Source organism: Micromonospora sp. AP08, from assembly GCF_008085935.1.
Taxonomy (GTDB): Bacteria; Actinomycetota; Actinomycetes; order Mycobacteriales; family Micromonosporaceae; genus Micromonospora; species Micromonospora chersina.
In genome coordinates this window covers 122,276-137,708 of the sequence record NZ_VSEZ01000011.1, presented here as the reverse complement: position 1 = coordinate 137,708, position 15,433 = coordinate 122,276, and the positions used below count along the sequence as shown (strand labels likewise).

The window sequence follows — 15,433 nt, the reverse complement described above, 5'->3', positions numbered from 1 at the left end:
AAAGCGTGCCGTCAGGCGGTTTCCGGTCCGGGTCCCTTCTGTTTCGGCCCTGTCAAGAGCACCTCACACCGCACGGGAGTGACGGGCCGGTCGGCAGGGCTTAGAATGTGGGACGAAAATCTCGCATCATGGGAGGCGTGCATGAGTGTGGCGGACGCGTTCGACGCGGTGGCGGGAAGCTACGACGCGGCCCGGCGCCGGCTCGTGCCCTGCTTCGACGCCTTCTACGGCACGGCGGTCGAGGTGGCCGCGCCCCCGCTGCGGGCGGCGCTCGCGTCGGGGCGTACCCCCGAGGTGCTGGACCTGGGCGCGGGCACCGGCCTGCTCTCCCTGCTGCTGGCCGCGGCGGTCCCCGGGGTCCGGCTCACCCTGGTCGACGCCGCACCCGGCATGCTGGCGGTGGCCACCGGCCACCTGGCCGCCCGCGGGGTGCCGCACCGCACGGTGCTCGCCGACCTGGCCGCCCCGCTGCCCGCCGGCCGCTACGACGCGGTGGTCTCCGCGCTGGCCATCCACCACCTGGACGACGACGGCAAGCGGGCGCTCTACCGGCGGGCGGCCGAGGCGCTGGCGCCCGGCGGCGTCCTCGTCAACGCCGAGCAGGTGGCCGGCCCGACCCCCGCCCTCGACCGGCGCTACGACGAGGTCTGGACGGCCCGGATCACCGAGCTGGGCTCGGACGCCGCGGAGATCGCCGGTGCCCGCGAGCGGATGCGGCACGACCGGCCGGCGCCCGTGACCGACCAGTGCCGCTGGCTCGCCGAGGCCGGCCTGGTCGACGTGGACTGCTTCTTCAAGGAGTGGCGGTTCGCGGTGTTCGGGGGTCGGCGTCCCTGAGCGTGGCCGGGTGTCCGGTTCGACGACGGGTGCCAGCGGGGATGACTGGCGGTCATACCGGTGGGTAATCTGTCCGGCATGACCGCCAAGGTGACACTGTCGTTCTCCGACGAGACGATCGAGGAGGCGCGCCGGTTCGCCAAGCGGGAGGGGCTCTCCCTCTCCGCCTGGATGGACCGGGCCGCCCGGGAGAAGGCGCTGCGCGAGGTCTTCACCGCGCACGCCGAGGCGGTCGCCCGTGCCGGCCTGGACCTGGAGGCCGCCGCGCTGGCCGACGCCCAGGAGGCCGCGCTGGTCGACGACGCGCTGTTCGGCGGCGGGCGCCCGAGTGCTGCGTAGGGGAGAGGTCTGGCGCATCTCCGGCGCCCGGGAACGGCTCGGCCTGGTCATCAGCTCCGACGTCTACAACTCCACGGCCGTCCCGATCGTGATCGTGGTCGAGGTGGTCGAGGAGTCGCTGCTGCGCGACTCGCCCCTGGCCGTGCCGATGGGCGGCTACGTGGTGATGCCCGACCGGCTCTCCTCGCCCATGAAGAAGTGGTTCACCGAGTGCGTGGACGTGGCCGACACCGAGACCATGCAGCGGGTCGCCCGCGCGCTGCGCATCCTCCAGGAGATCTGAGGAGCTTCACGGCCGCCCGGCGGCGGCCGTGCGATCTCCGTTTCCGGACCGACGCGCGACAGGCACGACCGGGAAACCGCCCGTTCCTAGCGTCCCCCTCGTCACCGACGAGGAGGAGTCGCCGTGAGCACGCTCGCTTCCCCCACCCTGGCCCCGGCCGCCGCCGGCCGCCCGGGACGGATCACCGAATGGCGCCCGGAGGACCCGGAGTTCTGGGCCACGACCGGCGCGCCGGTCGCCCGCCGCAACCTGTACGTCTCGATCTTCGCCGAGCACGTCGGCTTCTCCGTGTGGAGCCTCTGGTCGGTGATGGTGCTCTTCCTCGGCCCCGAGTACGGCATCGACCCGGCCGGGAAGTTCCTGCTCACCGCCGTGCCGGCCGCGCTGGGCGCGGTGCTGCGGCTGCCGTACACCCTGGCGGTGGCCCGGTTCGGCGGGCGGAACTGGACCATCGTGAGCGCGCTGCTGCTCCTGGTGCCCGCGGTGCCCATGGCGGTGCTGATCGAGCCCGGCGTGTCGTACGCCACGCTCATGGTGCTGGCCTGCCTGACCGGCGTGGGCGGCGGGAACTTCGCCTCGTCCATGGCGAACATCAACCTGTTCTTCCCGGACCGGCTCAAGGGTCGGGCGCTCGGGCTCAACGCCGGCGGCGGCAACCTCGGCGTGCCGGCCGTGCAGCTCGTCGGGCTGGCGGTCCTGGCGACCACCGGCGCCGCGTACCCCCGGCTGGTGCCCGCGGTGTACCTGCCGCTGATCGTGGTCGCGGCGCTGGCCGCGGCGCGCTGGCTGGACAACGTGCCGGGTGCGCGCAACGAGCCCGGCGCGCTGCGCGCGGCGGCCCGCGACCCGCACACCTGGGTGATGTCCCTGCTCTACATCGGCACCTTCGGCTCGTTCATCGGCTTCGGGTTCGCCTTCGGCCAGGTGCTCCAGCTCCAGTTCCACGACCGGTTCCCCACCCCGGCCGACGCCGCCTGGCTGACCTTCCTCGGGCCGCTCATCGGCTCGCTGATCCGGCCGTTCGGCGGGCAGCTCGCGGACCGGCTCGGCGGGGCCCGGGTCACCTTCTGGAACTTCGTGGCCATGGCCGCCGGCGCGGGGCTGGTGCTCTACGCCGCCCGGGACCGGTCCTTCCCGCTCTACCTGGCCGGGTTCCTGGCGCTCTTCGTCTTCTCCGGGGTCGGCAACGGGTCGACGTACAAGATGATCCCGGCGATCTTCCGGGCCCGGGCCGCCGCCGAGGCGGAGCTGACCGGGGACCGGGAGGCGGCCGACCGGCGGGCCCGGCGGCTCTCCGGGGCGTTGATCGGCATCGCCGGGGCGGTCGGCGCCTCGGGCGGGGTGCTGGTGAACGTGGCGTTCCGGCAGTCGTTCCTGACCGCCGGCACCGCCGACGCCGCCTACCTGGCCTTCATCGCCTGGTACGCGCTCTGCTTCCTGGTGACCTGGGTGGTGTACCTGCGGCCGGGGCCGCGTAAGCTGGCCGGCGTGTGACCTCCGCCATGGGAAAGGCGCAGGCCACGCGGGGTGGCACCCCGTTTTGACCTGCCGCCGGGCGGCCGGGTATCGTTGCCTGCTGTTGTACGACATTCTTAGGCGTGCCGCATCAGGTACGCTTGGTCGTTCGTGCGCGCCTGGTCACCTCGGCGCGCGACCCCAGACCGACGACGAGACAAGGTAGACCTGTGCGTACGTACAGCCCGAAGCCGGGTGAGATCGAGCGTCAGTGGCACGTCATCGACGCCTCTGATGTCGTGCTGGGCCGCCTCGCGACCCACGCCGCCACGCTGCTGCGTGGTAAGCACAAGCCGACTTTCGCGCCGCACGTCGACACGGGCGACTTCGTCGTCATCGTGAACGCGGGCAAGGTCGCGCTGACCGGCAACAAGCGCCAGACCAAGATCGCTTACCGCCACTCCGGCTACCCGGGTGGTCTGAAGCAGGTCGGCTACGACGAGCTGCTGACCAAGCGGCCCGAGCGGGCCATCGAGCTGGCCGTGAAGGGCATGCTCCCGCACAACAAGCTGGGCCGCCAGATTCTCAAGAAGCTGAAGGTCTACGCCGGTGCCGAGCACCCGCACGGCGCGCAGCAGCCGGTGCCGTTCGAGATCAAGCAGATCGCGCAGTGAGCGCGGGCGAAGGAAGCAGCATGACCGACATCACCGCCACCGAGGTCGCCCCCGAGGCCACCGAGGCGCCGGCGCCCGTCGCGCGCGCGCCTCGTGGCGACCGCCCGATCCAGACCGTGGGTCGGCGCAAGGAGGCCATCGTCCGGGTCCGCATCGTCCCGGGCAGCGGCAAGATCACCTGCAACGGCCGCGACCTCGAGGCCTACTTCCCGAGCAAGGTGCACCAGCAGCTCATCAAGGACCCGCTGGTCACCGCCGAGAAGGCCGAGGCCTTCGACGTGATCGCCAACCTGCGGGGCGGCGGCACCACCGGCCAGGCCGGCGCGCTGCGGCTCGCCATCGCCCGGGCGCTGATCGTCAGCGAGCCCGACGACCGCCCGGCCCTGAAGAAGGCCGGCTTCCTGACCCGTGACGCCCGGGTCAAGGAGAGCAAGAAGTACGGCCTCAAGAAGGCCCGTAAGGCTCCCCAGTACTCGAAGCGCTGATCACCACCAGCGCCGTGTACTTCTGACGGACGGCCGGGTCCGCCTCCCCTCGCCGGGGGAGGTGGCCCGGCCGTTCCGCTTTTCTCCTCTCAACGGCAGTCCATCGGAGGTTGGCGGGTATGGGCCGGTTGTTCGGCACGGACGGCGTACGCGGGCGGGCGAACGCGGATCTCACCCCGGAGTTGGCGCTCGCGGTGGCGGTGGCCGCCGCCCACACGCTGGCCGAGACCGACAAGAGCCATCCGCCGCTCGCCGTGGTCGGCCGGGACACCCGGGCCAGCGGCGAGATGCTGGAGGCCGCCGTGGTCGCCGGGCTCACCAGCGCGGGCGCCAACGTGGTCCGGGTCGGCGTGCTGCCCACCCCCGCGGTGGCGTTCCTCACCGCCGAGGCCAAGGCCGACCTGGGCGTCATGCTCTCCGCCTCGCACAACCCGATGCCGGACAACGGCATCAAGCTCTTCGCCGCCGGCGGGCACAAGCTGCCCGACGAGATCGAGATGCGGATCGAGGCCGCCGTCGAGGCGAACGCCACCACCGCCTGGGAGCGCCCCATCGGCGCCGGGGTCGGTCGGGTGCACGACCTGCTCGACGGCGCCGACCACTACGTGCAGCACCTGGTCGGCACCGTGCCGCACCGGCTGGACGGCATCAAGGTCGTGGTCGACTGCGCCAACGGCGCGGCCGCCGACGTCGCCCCGGTGGCGTACCGGGAGGCCGGCGCCGAGGTGATCGCCATCTGCGCCGAGCCGGACGGCCTGAACATCAACGACGACTGCGGCTCCAACCACATCGACGCGCTACGCGCCGCCGTGGTCGAGCACGGCGCGCACCTCGGCATCGCCCACGACGGCGACGCCGACCGCTGCGTCGCGGTCACCGCCGACGGCGAGGAGGTCGACGGCGACCAGGTCATGGCAATCCTCGCCCTGGCCATGCGGGAGGCCGGCGAACTGACCCAGGACACCCTGGTCGCCACCGTGATGAGCAACCTCGGCCTGCGGCTGGCCATGTCCGCGCAGGGCATCCGGCTCGTCGAGACCAAGGTCGGCGACCGGTACGTGCTGGAGGAGCTGCGCGCCTCCGGCCTGGCGCTCGGCGGCGAGCAGAGCGGGCACATCGTGATGCCCGCTTACGCCACCACGGGCGACGGTGTGCTCACCGGGCTGCACCTCATGGCCCGGATGGCGCAGACCGGTAAGTCGTTGGCCGAGCTGGCGTCGGTGGTGACCAAGCTGCCCCAGGTGCTGATCAACGTGCCGGTGAGCGACCGCACCGTCGGCGCCGCCGCGCCGGCCGTCCGCGCCGAAGTGGAGCGGGCCGAGGCCGAGCTGGGCGAGACCGGCCGGGTGCTGCTCCGCCCGTCGGGCACCGAGCCGCTGGTCCGCGTCATGGTCGAGGCCGCCACCGAGGCGACCGCCCGATCAGTGGCCGAGCGCATCGCGGACCAGGTCCGCAACGCCAGCCCGGCGGCCTGACGGCCTTCCCCCGTCCCATCCCGCAGTCGATCAAGAAGTTTGCGTCTGGTCCCGGCCCTCCGGGGCCACGAACTTCTTGGTCAACTCGCTTCGGAGAGGCGGCGGAGGAAGCGGTCGGCCAGGTCGAGGATCTGGTCGGCGTCCAGCTCCAGCGCGGGGCCGGCCACCGTCACCTCGGTCAGCGCCAGGCCCGGCACCTCGGTGTCCCGCCAGCCGCCCGCGAACCACGCCTTCTCCTCCTCGGCGAGGGCGAGGTTGGCCTCGTTCAGATCCTCCGCTGGGTACGGCAGCCACAGGCGGAACTGGTGGGTGTGCGGCGGCGCCGGGTGGACCCGCGCGCCGGGCACGCCGGCCAGCGCCTCCGCCACCCGCTTCGCGTGCGCCACGTAGCCGGCCAGCCGGGGCAGCTCACGCTCCAGGCCGGCCAGCGCGGCGAGGGCCGCCGGCCACTGCTGGAACAGGGTGCCCCCGTAGCGGTGCCGCCAGGCGCGGGCGTACCGGACCAGCTCCGCGTCGCCGGCCAGGGCCGCCCCGGAGTGGCCGCCGAGGGACTTGTAGAACGAGACGTACGTGCTGTCGGCCAGGGCCGCGATCTCGGCCGCCGAGCGCCCCAGGTGGACGGTGGACTCCCAGAGCCGGGCCCCGTCCAGGTGCACGCGGGCGCCCCGCTCCCGGGCGGCGCCCACCACCGCGACCAGCTCGTCCCAGGTCGGCAGGACGAAGCCGGCGTCCCGCAACGGCAGCTCCAGGAACAGCGTGCCGATCGGCTCGTCGAGCGCGGCCACCTCCTCGGCCGTCGGATTGCGCGGCGCCTCCGTGGTCCGCACCGCCCGCAGCCCGCCGAGCACCGCGTACGCGTCGCGCTCGTGCAGCAGCGGGTGGCTCAGCGGGTGCAGGCCGACCGCGTCCCGGCCGGTCAGCTCTGCGCCGTGGCGCATCGCCACCTGCTGGGCCATCGTGCCGGTGGGGAAGAAGGCGGCCGCCTCCGTGCCGAGCAGCTCGGCGACCCGGCGCTCCAGCTCCTCCACCGCCCCGCCCTCGCCGTAGAAGTCGGGCAGCAGGTCCTCCGGCACGGCTCCGCCGAGCGCCGTGAGCTGCTCCCGCACCGAGGCCGGCCGGACGCCGGAGAGCACCGTGTCGCAGTCGCGCTGGGCGGCGAGCCGGCGCATCCGGTCGGCGTACGCGTCGGTCATCCGTCCTCCCTGAGCCGGCGCAGCCGGCTGACCGCCTCGGTCAGCACCTCGGGCCGCTTGCAGAACGCGAACCGGACCAGCCGCCGGCCCGCCTCCGCGTCGTCGTAGAAGACCTGGGTCGGCACCGCCACCACGCCGCAGCGCTCCGGCAGCGACCGGCAGAACTCCACCCCGTCCCGCCCGCCGAGCGGCGTGACGTCGGCGGTGACGAAGTACGTCCCCTCCGGCGCGAGGACGCCGAACCCGGCGTCGGTGAGGCCGGCGACGAGCTGGTCCCGCCGCTGCTGGAGGCCGTCCCGGAAATCGGCGAAGTAGGCGTCCGGCAGGCCGAGCGCCACGGCCACGGCCGGTTGCAGCGGGCCGGCGTTGACGAAGGTGAGGAACTGCTTCACCCGCAGCACCGCGGCGACCAGCGGCGCCGGGCCGCTCACCCAGCCGACCTTCCAACCGGTGCAGGAGAACGTCTTGCCGGCCGAGGAGATGCGCAGGGTCCGCTCCCGCATGCCGGGCAGCGTCGCCAGCGGCAGGTGCGGGGCGGCGGCGTCGGTGAAGACCAGGTGCTCGTAGACCTCGTCGGTGACCGCGTACGCGCCGTGCTCCTGGCACAGCTCGGCCACCAGGGCCAGCTCGTCGGCGGTGAAGACCTTGCCGGTCGGGTTGTGCGGGGTGTTCAGCAGCACCAGCCGCGTGCGCGGCCCGAACGCCGCCCGCAGCTCCGCCGGGTCGAAGGCGTAGCGGCCGTCGGCGCCGGGACGCAGCGTCACCGGGCGGCGGACCGCGCCGGCCAGAGCGATCGAGGCCGCGTACGAGTCGTAGTACGGCTCGAAGCACACCACCTCGTCGCCCGGCTCGCAGAGGGCGAGGATGCTCGCCGCGATCGCCTCGGTGGCGCCCGCGGTCACCACGATCTCGCCGTCCGGGTCGTACTCCAGGTCCCAGAACCGGCGCTGGTGGGCAGCGACGGCTGCGCGCAGCGCCGGGATGCCCGGACCCGGCGGGTACTGGTTGTGGCCGGAGCGCAGCGCCTCGGCGGCCGCGGCGAGCATCTCCGGCGGCCCGTCGGTGTCGGGGAAGCCCTGCCCGAGGTTGACCGCGCCGGTGCGCACGGCCAGCGCCGACATCTCGGCGAAGATGGTGGTGCCGAACGGCCGCATCCGGGCCACCAGCGGATCGGTCGTCGTCACGCCGGCCAGCCTACGGCCCGGCGCCGACGCCGCAAGACCACCGCGTTCCCCGCCGCCGGCGTCACCAGCCGAAGCAGGTCGCCCCCCACTCGCCCGAGTCCTGCGAGACGACCTTCCCGTTGACGGTGATCCGGCAGCTCGCCTCGCCCGAGCCGGTGGGCGACGCGATGATCTGCACCCGTTCCCGGTCGTTCGCGGTGAACGCCAGCCGCCACGGCGGCGGCACCCCGTCGATCTGGAGGAAGTCGGCGTTGGCATCGTAGAACTGGATGTCGACGGGGCCGGTGCCGCTCACCTCGTACCGGACCGTGAACCGGCCGGGCCCGCCGGACGGGGTGGTGGCGGGGACCGGCGGCGCGGGGTCCGTGGGTTCCCCGGCGAGGCCGCCGTCCGGCTCGTCGAACTCGGGGTCGTACGGCTGACCCGAGGTGGTCGAGTCGTCGACGAAGCTGCCCAGCACGCCCAGGCCGACGCAGCCGCAGAAGGCGAGCACCAGGGCGATGACCACGGTCACCACGACGGGCACGACCCACCCGCTGCCCGACCGGGGCGGCGCCCCCGTGGGGTACGCGTACGGCGGCGGGTAGCCGACCGGCGGCCACCCCGGACCCGGGGCGCCACCGGGCCAGGGCGGCGCGGGCGGGGCACCGGCCGGGCCCGGCGGCGGGACGGCCGGGCGCGGCGTGCCGCCCGGGGCGTTCGGGTCGTAGGGCGCCGGCCAGCCGGCCGCCCCCGGGACTGCCGTCGGATCCGCGCCGGTGCCGGGCGGCGGAGCCGTTTCGGGCACGCCCGGCGCCGCCGATCCCGGCGGACCCCATGGGTGGGGAGCCCCGCCGGGCGCGGCCGGTCCTGGTTGCCCCCATGGGTTGGGGGTTCCGCCGGGCGCGGCGGACGCGGGCGGGTCCCACGGGCTCGGGGTCCACGGAGCCGGCGCCCAGGGGGTGGGCGGCGCCCAGGGCTGCGGGGCGGTGAGCGGATCCGGCGGCGTCCAGGTCGTGGGTTCCGGGGCGGCCGGCGGGGCGGTCGGGTCGCTCGGGCCGGTGCTGTGCCCCGGCTCGGGGATGGGGGTCGTCTCGGACATCGGCTCAGCTCGCAGGGGACGGCGCGGACGACCGCGGGAGGGGTGGGGCCGGGGGTCGCCCCGACCGGGGCCCTCAATGTACGGCCCGACGACCAGCCGCACGTACCCGCGCGGGGGCGCCGGGGCGGGTCTCCCCGGACGGGCCGGCGGTCGGTCCGGGCGGTGCTTCCGGTCCGCCGGACTGCCTGGGTGGTTTGTCCGATCCTCGTCATCCGCTCACCGGTTCGCTCAAATTCAGTGATCGTTTACCGGACTTCCGAGCACGCGCGATGAGCGAAACTGAGTTAGGCTGCGGACCATGTGTGGAATCGTGGGTTACGCCGGTGCGCGCCCGGCGCTCGGCATCGTGCTGGACGGACTGCGGCGGCTGGAGTACCGCGGCTACGACTCGGCGGGCGTCGCCGTCGTCTGCGACGACGAGCTGCTGATCGAGAAGAAGGCGGGCAAGCTGGCCAACCTGGAGAAGGTGCTGGCCGAGCGGGCCGCCACCGACCCGGAGTCCTGCGCGGCCAGCCCGATCGGCATCGGCGACGGCACCACCAGCATCGGCCACACCCGGTGGGCCACCCACGGCGGCCCGACCGACCGCAACGCCCACCCGCACCTCTCCCCGGACGGCCGGGTCGCCGTGATCCACAACGGCATCATCGAGAACTTCGCGAAGCTCCGCGCCGAGCTGGAGGCCGACGGCGTCGAGTTCGCCAGCGACACCGACACCGAGTGCGCCGCGCACCTGCTCGCCCGCTCCCTGGCCGACCTGCGCTCGGCCGGTGAGGTCGACAGCCCGCAGCTGCTCGCCTCCGCCATGCGGCTGGTCTGCCAGCGGCTGGAGGGCGCCTTCACGCTGCTCGCCGTCGACGCCGGCATCCCCGGCGCGGTGGTCGGCGCCCGGCGCAACTCGCCCCTCGTGGTCGGCCGCGGTGACGGCGAGAACTACCTGGCCAGCGACGTGGCCGCGTTCATCGAGCACACCCGCGACGCGGTCGAGCTGGGCCAGGACCAGATCGTCCTGATCACGCCGGAGAGCATCGAGATCACCGACTTCGCCGGCCAGCCCGCGACCGGCAAGGACTTCCACATCGACTGGGACTCGTCGGCCGCCGAGAAGGGTGGCTACGACTGGTTCATGCTCAAGGAGATCGAGGAGCAGCCGCAGGCCATCGCCGACACGCTGCTCGGCCGGCTCACCGAGAGCGGCGAGATCGCGCTCGACGAGGTCCGCCTCAGCGAGCAGGACCTGCGCGACGTCGACAAGATCTTCATCGTGGCCTGCGGCACCTCCTACCACGCCGGCCTGGTCGCCAAGTACGCCATCGAGCACTGGACCCGGATCCCCTGTGAGGTGGAGCTGGCCAGCGAGTTCCGCTACCGCGACCCGGTGCTGGACCGGTCCACGCTGATCGTGGTGATCTCGCAGTCCGGCGAGACCATGGACACGCTGATGGCGCTGCGCCACGCCAAGGATCAGAAGGCCCGCGTGCTGGCCATCTGCAACACCAACGGCTCCACCATCCCGCGCGAGTCCGACGCGGTGCTGTACACGCACGGCGGCCCGGAGATCGCGGTCGCGTCCACCAAGGCGTTCCTCACCCAGGTCGTCGCGTGTTACCTGATCGGGCTGCACCTCGCCCAGGTGCGCGGGATCAAGTTCGCCGACGAGGTCGGCGCCGTCGTGGCCCAGCTCCAGGAGATGCCCGCCAAGCTGCGCGAGCTGCTGGACCGGATCGAGCCGGTCCGCGAGCTGGGCCGTGAGCTGAAGTCCGAGCCGACGGTGCTGTTCATCGGGCGGCACGTGGGCTACCCGGTGGCCCTCGAAGGCGCGCTGAAGCTCAAGGAGCTGGCGTACATGCACGCCGAGGGCTTCGCGGCCGGCGAGCTGAAGCACGGCCCGATCTCGCTGATCGACAAGGGCACGCCGGTCATCTGCATCGTGCCGTCGCCGGTGGGCCGGGGCATGCTGCACGACAAGGTCGTCTCCAACATCCAGGAGGTGCGCGCCCGCGGCGCCCGCACCATCGTGATCGCGGAGGAGGGCGACGAGGCGGTGGTCCGCTACGCCGACCACCTGATCTACGTGCCGCGCACGCCCACGCTGCTGGCGCCGCTGGTGACCACGGTGCCGCTCCAGGTGCTCGCCGCCGAGATCGCCGCCGCCCGCGGGCACGACGTCGACCAGCCCCGGAACCTGGCCAAGTCGGTCACCGTCGAGTAGTCGACCCGGTCGCGGCCCCTCCGTCCCACGGCGGAGGGGCCGCGTCGTGTCCGGCCACCGTGGGCGGCGTCGACGCGGGCGATCGAGGTGATCGCGGCGGTCGGCGGCGCCGGCTCGCAGGGCCGGCGGCGTGGCGGTCATCGGCCCAGCACGATCCGGGCCATCCCGTCGAGAGCGGGGTTGCCGGGATCCCAGTAGCCGGCGTGCCCGTGGCGGCCGCTGGGGAAGCGCCGGCCGCCGAAGCCCGGGGTGCTCGGGTCGGTGCCGAACCAGAGCCGGTCGTCGTGCGGGTCGAGCAGCGCCGCGGCCCGGCCGAGCGGGGTGCCGGCCAGCAGGGCCCGGCGGGCCAGCTCCTCGGGCGGCCGGGCCAGCCGGATCACGTCGTCCGGCGCGGTGGCGGCCCAGACCTGGCCGGGCGGCACCCGCAGCTCGGCCGCGTGGTCGACGCCCACGCCGGGGGAGCCGACGAAGACCAGCGCGTCGGCGCCCAGCCCGTGGTCGCGGGCCGCCGTGCCGACCACCAGCGAGCCGTAGCTGTGCCCGAGCACGGTCTGCCGGGCCGGCGGCCCCTCGTGCGAGGCGCGCAGCCCCTCCTGGAACCGGTGCAGGGCCGGACCCGCGTCCTCGGCCTGGCGGCCGCGCGCCGCCTCGGGCAGGAAGTCCGGTGCGTCGTAGTCCAGCCAGAGCACGGCCGCCGCCTCCGTGCCCGGCCCGAGCGCCGCGCAGCGGTCCAGCACCCGGGCGGCGCGGCCCAGCTCGGCCGGGGCGTCGGCGAGGTCCGCGGTCATCCCCGGCACGTAGGTCAGCACCGCGCCGGCCCGGTCCGGGTTGCCGAGCGCCACCACCGCCCGCCCGTCCCCGGCCGGATCCAATCCCAGCAGGTACGCCCGCGGCGCCCCCGGGGCGGCCAGCCGCTCGCCCAGCCCGTCGAGGCCGCGCAGCGCCGCCTCCACCCCGGCGACCCGGGCCAGCCGGGCCATTTCGAGCGGACCGGCCGGCAGCGGGCGCAGCAGCCCGGCGCGCCGCTCCAGCAGCTCGGCCCGGCGCCGGGTCAGCAGCAGCCGGTTGGCCTGGTCGCGGGCCGCCACCGGCACCCCGTCGAGGCGGCCGACCCGGTCCGGTTCGTGGCCGACCAGCCAGCGGCGCTCGGCCGGGGTGAGGCCGGCCCACCAGCGGCTCACCTCGGCCGGCCCGGCTCCGGGCGCGGGTCGCCAGGCCGGCGGGACGCTCACCCACCCGGTCGCCGCCGCCGTCGCGAGCTTGCCGGCCGGCCGCCTCCCGGTCCGCCGCGCCGGCCAGCGCCAGCGCGCCGTGGATCTCGGCGCCCGCCTGTGCCACCGCCGGGCCGACCAGGGCGGCCGGTCGGGGGCGGGTCGGATCGGGCCGGACCGCCCCGGCCCGGTCCACCAGCAGGCCGCCCGCGTCGGCCTGCGCCACGGCGGCGCCGAGCCGGGCCTTGGCCGCGCCCACCCGGGCGGCGAACTCGGCGAGCACCTGGTCGGCCTCGATCAGCGCGGGCAGCAGGTCGGTCAGGTCGGCGCGCAGCTCGCCGATCCGCCCCCGCGCGGTGGTCGAGGCCGTGCCGGACCAGCCGGGACGCAGCGCGCCGATCCGGGCGGTCAGCCCGTCGGCCCGGTGCCGCACCGGCCCGGTCAGCCCCCGCCAGGCCGCCCCGGCGGCGGCCCAGGCACCTGGATCGGCCCGCCAGAGCTGCGCATAGCCCACCGGGACGACCTCCACCGCCCGCTCCGCCCGCCCGGCCGGCACCCGCCCGGGCGCGCGAACCACCGCGTACCCGCTCACCGGGGGATCCCGGCGAGACGGCGGGCGGCTCGTTCGTCGACCGCCTCGTAGCCGTCGGCGGCGGCCCGGACCGCCTCCGCGGTGGCCGCCACCCGGGCGGCCAGCGACCCGCACCAGCGCTGCACCCCCGCCTCCAGATCGGCCAGCGCCACCCCGGCCCGCCAGCCGTCGGCCGGCACCACCAGCCCCGGCTCGGCGGCCGGCCCGCGAGCCAGCCGGTGCGCGTCGTCGGCCAGCTCCCGGGCCACCCCACGCAACAGCTCGGGCTCGACGCTGAACGGTTCCTCGGCCACGGCGACCTCCCTGCACCCCGACGGACACCCGGGACGCTAGGGCTCGACGTACCGCCCGCACCGGCCCTGTGGACAACCCGCGGCACGCCGGATTCCGGGTTTTCCACAGGCGTTCTCCACCGCCGATCCCCGGCCCCGACCGCCGGTAGGGTGAGGTCCGTGATCGTGGCTGTCGGCATCGACGTGGTGCTGGTGGACCGGTTCGCCCGGTCCCTGGCGCGCACGCCGCTGCTCGCCGACCGCCTCTTCACCGAGGCCGAGCGCTACACCCGCGGCGGCAACCCGCGCTCGCCGGAGTCGATGGCCGCCCGGTTCGCGGCCAAGGAGGCGGTGGCCAAGGCGCTCGGCGCGCCGGCCGGGCTGAACTGGCACGACTGCGAGGTCGTGCCCGACCCGGAGGGCCGCCCCTGGCTGACCGTCTCCGGCACGGTGGCCGCCGCGGCGGCCGAGCGCGGGATCAACCGCTGGCACCTGTCGTTGTCGCACGACGGCGGGATCGCGTCGGCCATGGTGGTCGCGGAACGGTGAGCCGACCCGGCGGGCCGGTCGGCCGGTCCGGGACGAACGGGACGAACGGACGGGACGGAGTGGCATGAGACCGGTGTGGCGGGTCGCGGACATACGCGCGGCGGAGGCGGGCCTCATGGCCACCCTGCCGCCCGGGGCGCTGATGCAGCGGGCCGCCGCGGGGCTGGCCCGCCGCTGCGCGCTCCTGCTCGGCGAGCGGGGCGGCGTCTACGGCGCCCGGGTGCTGCTGCTGATCGGCTCCGGCGACAACGGCGGCGACACCCTCTACGCGGGCGCGCACCTGGCCCGGCGGGGCGCGGCGGTCGACGCCCTCCTGCTCACGCCGGGCCGGGCGCACGCCGACGGGCTGGCCGCGTTGCGGGCGGCCGGCGGGCACGTGGTCGACCGGCCGCCGGCCGTGGTCGACCTGGTGCTCGACGGCATCGTCGGGATCGGCGGCACCGGCGGGCTCCGGGAGACCGCCGACCAGCTCGCCGCGAGCCTGGCCGAACGCAGCGGGCGGGACGGGGCGAGGGCCACGGTGGTCGCGGTGGACGTGCCGAGCGGCGTCGCCGTGGACACCGGGCACGTGCCGCTCACCGCCTCCGGCCGGCCCTGCGCCGTCCGCGCCGACGTGACGGTCGCCTTCGGCGCGCTGAAGCCGGCCCTGGTGGTCGGCCCGGCCGCGCCGCTCGCCGGGCACGTCGAGCTGGTCGACATCGGGCTGGCGCCCTGGCTGCGCGGCACCCCGGCCCTGCGCGTCACCGAGTGGTCCGACGTGGTCGACTGGTGGCCCCGGCTCGGCCCGTCCTCGGAGAAGTACAGCCGGGGCGTGGTCGGCGTGGCGACCGGCTCGGCCACCTACCCGGGCGCGGCGGTGCTCTCGGTGAGCGGCGCGTTGGCCGGCCCCACCGGCATGGTCCGCTACGCGGGCGGCGCCCGCGCGGAGGTGCTGCACCAGCACCCGTCGGTGATCGCTTACGACCGGGTCGCCGACGCCGGCCGGGTGCAGGCGTGGATCTGCGGCTCCGGGCTGGGCACCGGCGAGGAGTCCGCCGCCGAGCTGCGTGCGGTGCTCGCCGCGCCGGTGCCGGTGGTGCTCGACGCCGACGCGCTCACCCTGCTGGTCGACGGCAAGCTGGCGGACCGGCTGCGCGGGCGGGACGCGCCGACCGTGGTGACCCCGCACGACCGCGAGTACGCCCGGCTCTGCGGCGAGTCCCCGGGGGCGGACCGGGTCGGGGCGGCGCTGCGGCTGGCCGCCTGGATGAACGCGGTGGTGCTGCTCAAGGGCGACCGCACGATCGTCGGCACCCCGGACGGCCGGGCCTACGTCAACCCGACCGGCACGCCGGTGCTGGCCACCGGGGGCACCGGCGACGTCCTGGCCGGGCTGCTCGGCTCGCTGCTCGCCGCCGGGCTCGCGCCGGAGCGGGCGGCGGCCACGGCGGCGTACCTGCACGGGCTGGCCGGCCGCGAGGCGGCGCGCGGCGGTCCGGTGACCGCGCCCGACGTGGCGACCGCGCTGCGCCCGGTCCTCGCCCGGCTGTGCTGAACGCGCAGGTTGCCGGGGCTGCGCGCGGCGGCCACCGCCGGCGGGCGGGCGGCCGGC

The 15,433-nt window shown here is 75.3% G+C and carries 15 protein-coding genes; 10 read left to right on the top strand and 5 right to left on the bottom strand.

What is annotated here, in order from left to right; all coding sequences use genetic code 11:
* The first annotated feature begins 141 nt into the window (after positions 1-141).
* From FXF50_RS19785 to glmM, 7 genes are all read left to right on the top strand, one after another.
* Entirely contained in the window at positions 142-837 is a 696-nt protein-coding gene (locus tag FXF50_RS19785; RefSeq protein WP_148430006.1) for a class I SAM-dependent methyltransferase, read from the top strand.
* Between the two features lie 78 nt (positions 838-915).
* Entirely contained in the window at positions 916-1,176 is a 261-nt protein-coding gene (locus FXF50_RS19780; RefSeq protein WP_148430004.1) for a DUF6364 family protein, read from the top strand.
* Entirely contained in the window at positions 1,166-1,459 is a 294-nt protein-coding gene (locus tag FXF50_RS19775; protein ID WP_091318061.1) for a type II toxin-antitoxin system PemK/MazF family toxin, read from the top strand. The genes FXF50_RS19780 and FXF50_RS19775 overlap by 11 nt, the downstream gene beginning before the upstream one ends.
* A 123-nt stretch (positions 1,460-1,582) precedes the next feature.
* Positions 1,583-2,953, top strand: coding sequence for an MFS transporter (locus tag FXF50_RS19770; RefSeq protein WP_148430001.1), 1,371 nt, complete (start codon positions 1,583-1,585; stop codon positions 2,951-2,953).
* A gap of 191 nt (positions 2,954-3,144) precedes the next feature.
* The gene (rplM, locus tag FXF50_RS19765) at positions 3,145-3,588 is read left to right on the top strand and encodes a 50S ribosomal protein L13 (protein WP_091262713.1); all 444 of its coding nucleotides are present in this window, start codon (positions 3,145-3,147) and stop codon (positions 3,586-3,588) included.
* Between the two features lie 20 nt (positions 3,589-3,608).
* The gene (rpsI, locus tag FXF50_RS19760; RefSeq protein ID WP_030501567.1) at positions 3,609-4,073 is read left to right on the top strand and encodes a 30S ribosomal protein S9; all 465 of its coding nucleotides are present in this window, start codon (positions 3,609-3,611) and stop codon (positions 4,071-4,073) included.
* Positions 4,074-4,192: 119 nt separating this feature from the next.
* On the top strand, positions 4,193-5,548 hold the full coding sequence (gene glmM / locus FXF50_RS19755) for a phosphoglucosamine mutase (RefSeq protein ID WP_148429999.1): 1,356 nt from the start codon (positions 4,193-4,195) through the stop codon (positions 5,546-5,548).
* Positions 5,549-5,628: 80 nt separating this feature from the next.
* On the opposite strand, the gene FXF50_RS19750 is transcribed toward glmM, so the two are convergent.
* The 3 genes from FXF50_RS19750 to FXF50_RS30140 all read right to left on the bottom strand — a co-directional run bounded on the left by FXF50_RS19750 (position 5,629) and on the right by FXF50_RS30140 (position 8,712).
* Complete coding sequence (locus FXF50_RS19750; RefSeq protein WP_148429997.1) at positions 5,629-6,741, bottom strand: low specificity L-threonine aldolase; 1,113 nt, start codon at positions 6,739-6,741, stop codon at positions 5,629-5,631.
* Positions 6,738-7,925 (bottom strand): pyridoxal phosphate-dependent aminotransferase, encoded by a 1,188-nt coding sequence (locus FXF50_RS19745; RefSeq protein ID WP_148429994.1) that lies wholly within the window; start codon positions 7,923-7,925, stop codon positions 6,738-6,740. Before FXF50_RS19745 ends, FXF50_RS19750 begins: the two co-directional genes overlap by 4 nt.
* Before the next feature lie 61 nt (positions 7,926-7,986).
* Entirely contained in the window at positions 7,987-8,712 is a 726-nt protein-coding gene (locus FXF50_RS30140) for an MmpS family transport accessory protein (protein WP_305069337.1), read from the bottom strand.
* 592 nt (positions 8,713-9,304) lie between these two features.
* Between FXF50_RS30140 and glmS the strand changes: the two genes are divergently transcribed.
* Positions 9,305-11,218, top strand: coding sequence for a glutamine--fructose-6-phosphate transaminase (isomerizing) (glmS, locus tag FXF50_RS19735; RefSeq protein ID WP_091318090.1), 1,914 nt, complete (start codon positions 9,305-9,307; stop codon positions 11,216-11,218).
* A gap of 137 nt (positions 11,219-11,355) precedes the next feature.
* Here glmS and FXF50_RS19730 read toward each other — a convergent pair whose 3' ends face one another.
* Together FXF50_RS19730 and FXF50_RS19725 are read right to left on the bottom strand one after the other, a co-directional pair.
* Entirely contained in the window at positions 11,356-12,450 is a 1,095-nt protein-coding gene (locus FXF50_RS19730; protein WP_255510119.1) for an alpha/beta hydrolase, read from the bottom strand.
* A gap of 567 nt (positions 12,451-13,017) precedes the next feature.
* Positions 13,018-13,314 carry a type VII secretion target gene (locus tag FXF50_RS19725; protein ID WP_148429990.1) on the bottom strand — a complete coding sequence of 99 codons (297 nt, stop codon included), beginning with the start codon at positions 13,312-13,314 and terminating at the stop codon, positions 13,018-13,020.
* Positions 13,315-13,473: 159 nt separating this feature from the next.
* Here FXF50_RS19725 and FXF50_RS19720 point away from each other — a divergent pair, with 159 nt between their 5' ends.
* Entirely contained in the window at positions 13,474-13,842 is a 369-nt protein-coding gene (locus FXF50_RS19720) for a holo-ACP synthase (RefSeq protein WP_148429988.1), read from the top strand.
* Positions 13,843-13,906: 64 nt separating this feature from the next.
* Positions 13,907-15,376, top strand: a complete 1,470-nt coding sequence (locus FXF50_RS19715; protein WP_148429986.1) for an NAD(P)H-hydrate dehydratase — start codon at positions 13,907-13,909, stop codon at positions 15,374-15,376.
* Positions 15,377-15,433: the final 57 nt, after the last annotated feature.

Coding starts and splice junctions, on each gene's coding strand:
- FXF50_RS19785 (WP_148430006.1), top strand. CDS start 142: ATGAGTGTGGCGGACGCGTTCGACGCGGTGGCGGGAAGCTACGACGCG.
- FXF50_RS19780 (WP_148430004.1), top strand. CDS start 916: ATGACCGCCAAGGTGACACTGTCGTTCTCCGACGAGACGATCGAGGAG.
- rpsI (WP_030501567.1), top strand. CDS start 3,609: ATGACCGACATCACCGCCACCGAGGTCGCCCCCGAGGCCACCGAGGCG.
- glmM (WP_148429999.1), top strand. CDS start 4,193: ATGGGCCGGTTGTTCGGCACGGACGGCGTACGCGGGCGGGCGAACGCG.
- FXF50_RS19750 (WP_148429997.1), bottom strand. CDS start 6,741: ATGACCGACGCGTACGCCGACCGGATGCGCCGGCTCGCCGCCCAGCGC.
- glmS (WP_091318090.1), top strand. CDS start 9,305: ATGTGTGGAATCGTGGGTTACGCCGGTGCGCGCCCGGCGCTCGGCATC.
- FXF50_RS19715 (WP_148429986.1), top strand. CDS start 13,907: ATGAGACCGGTGTGGCGGGTCGCGGACATACGCGCGGCGGAGGCGGGC.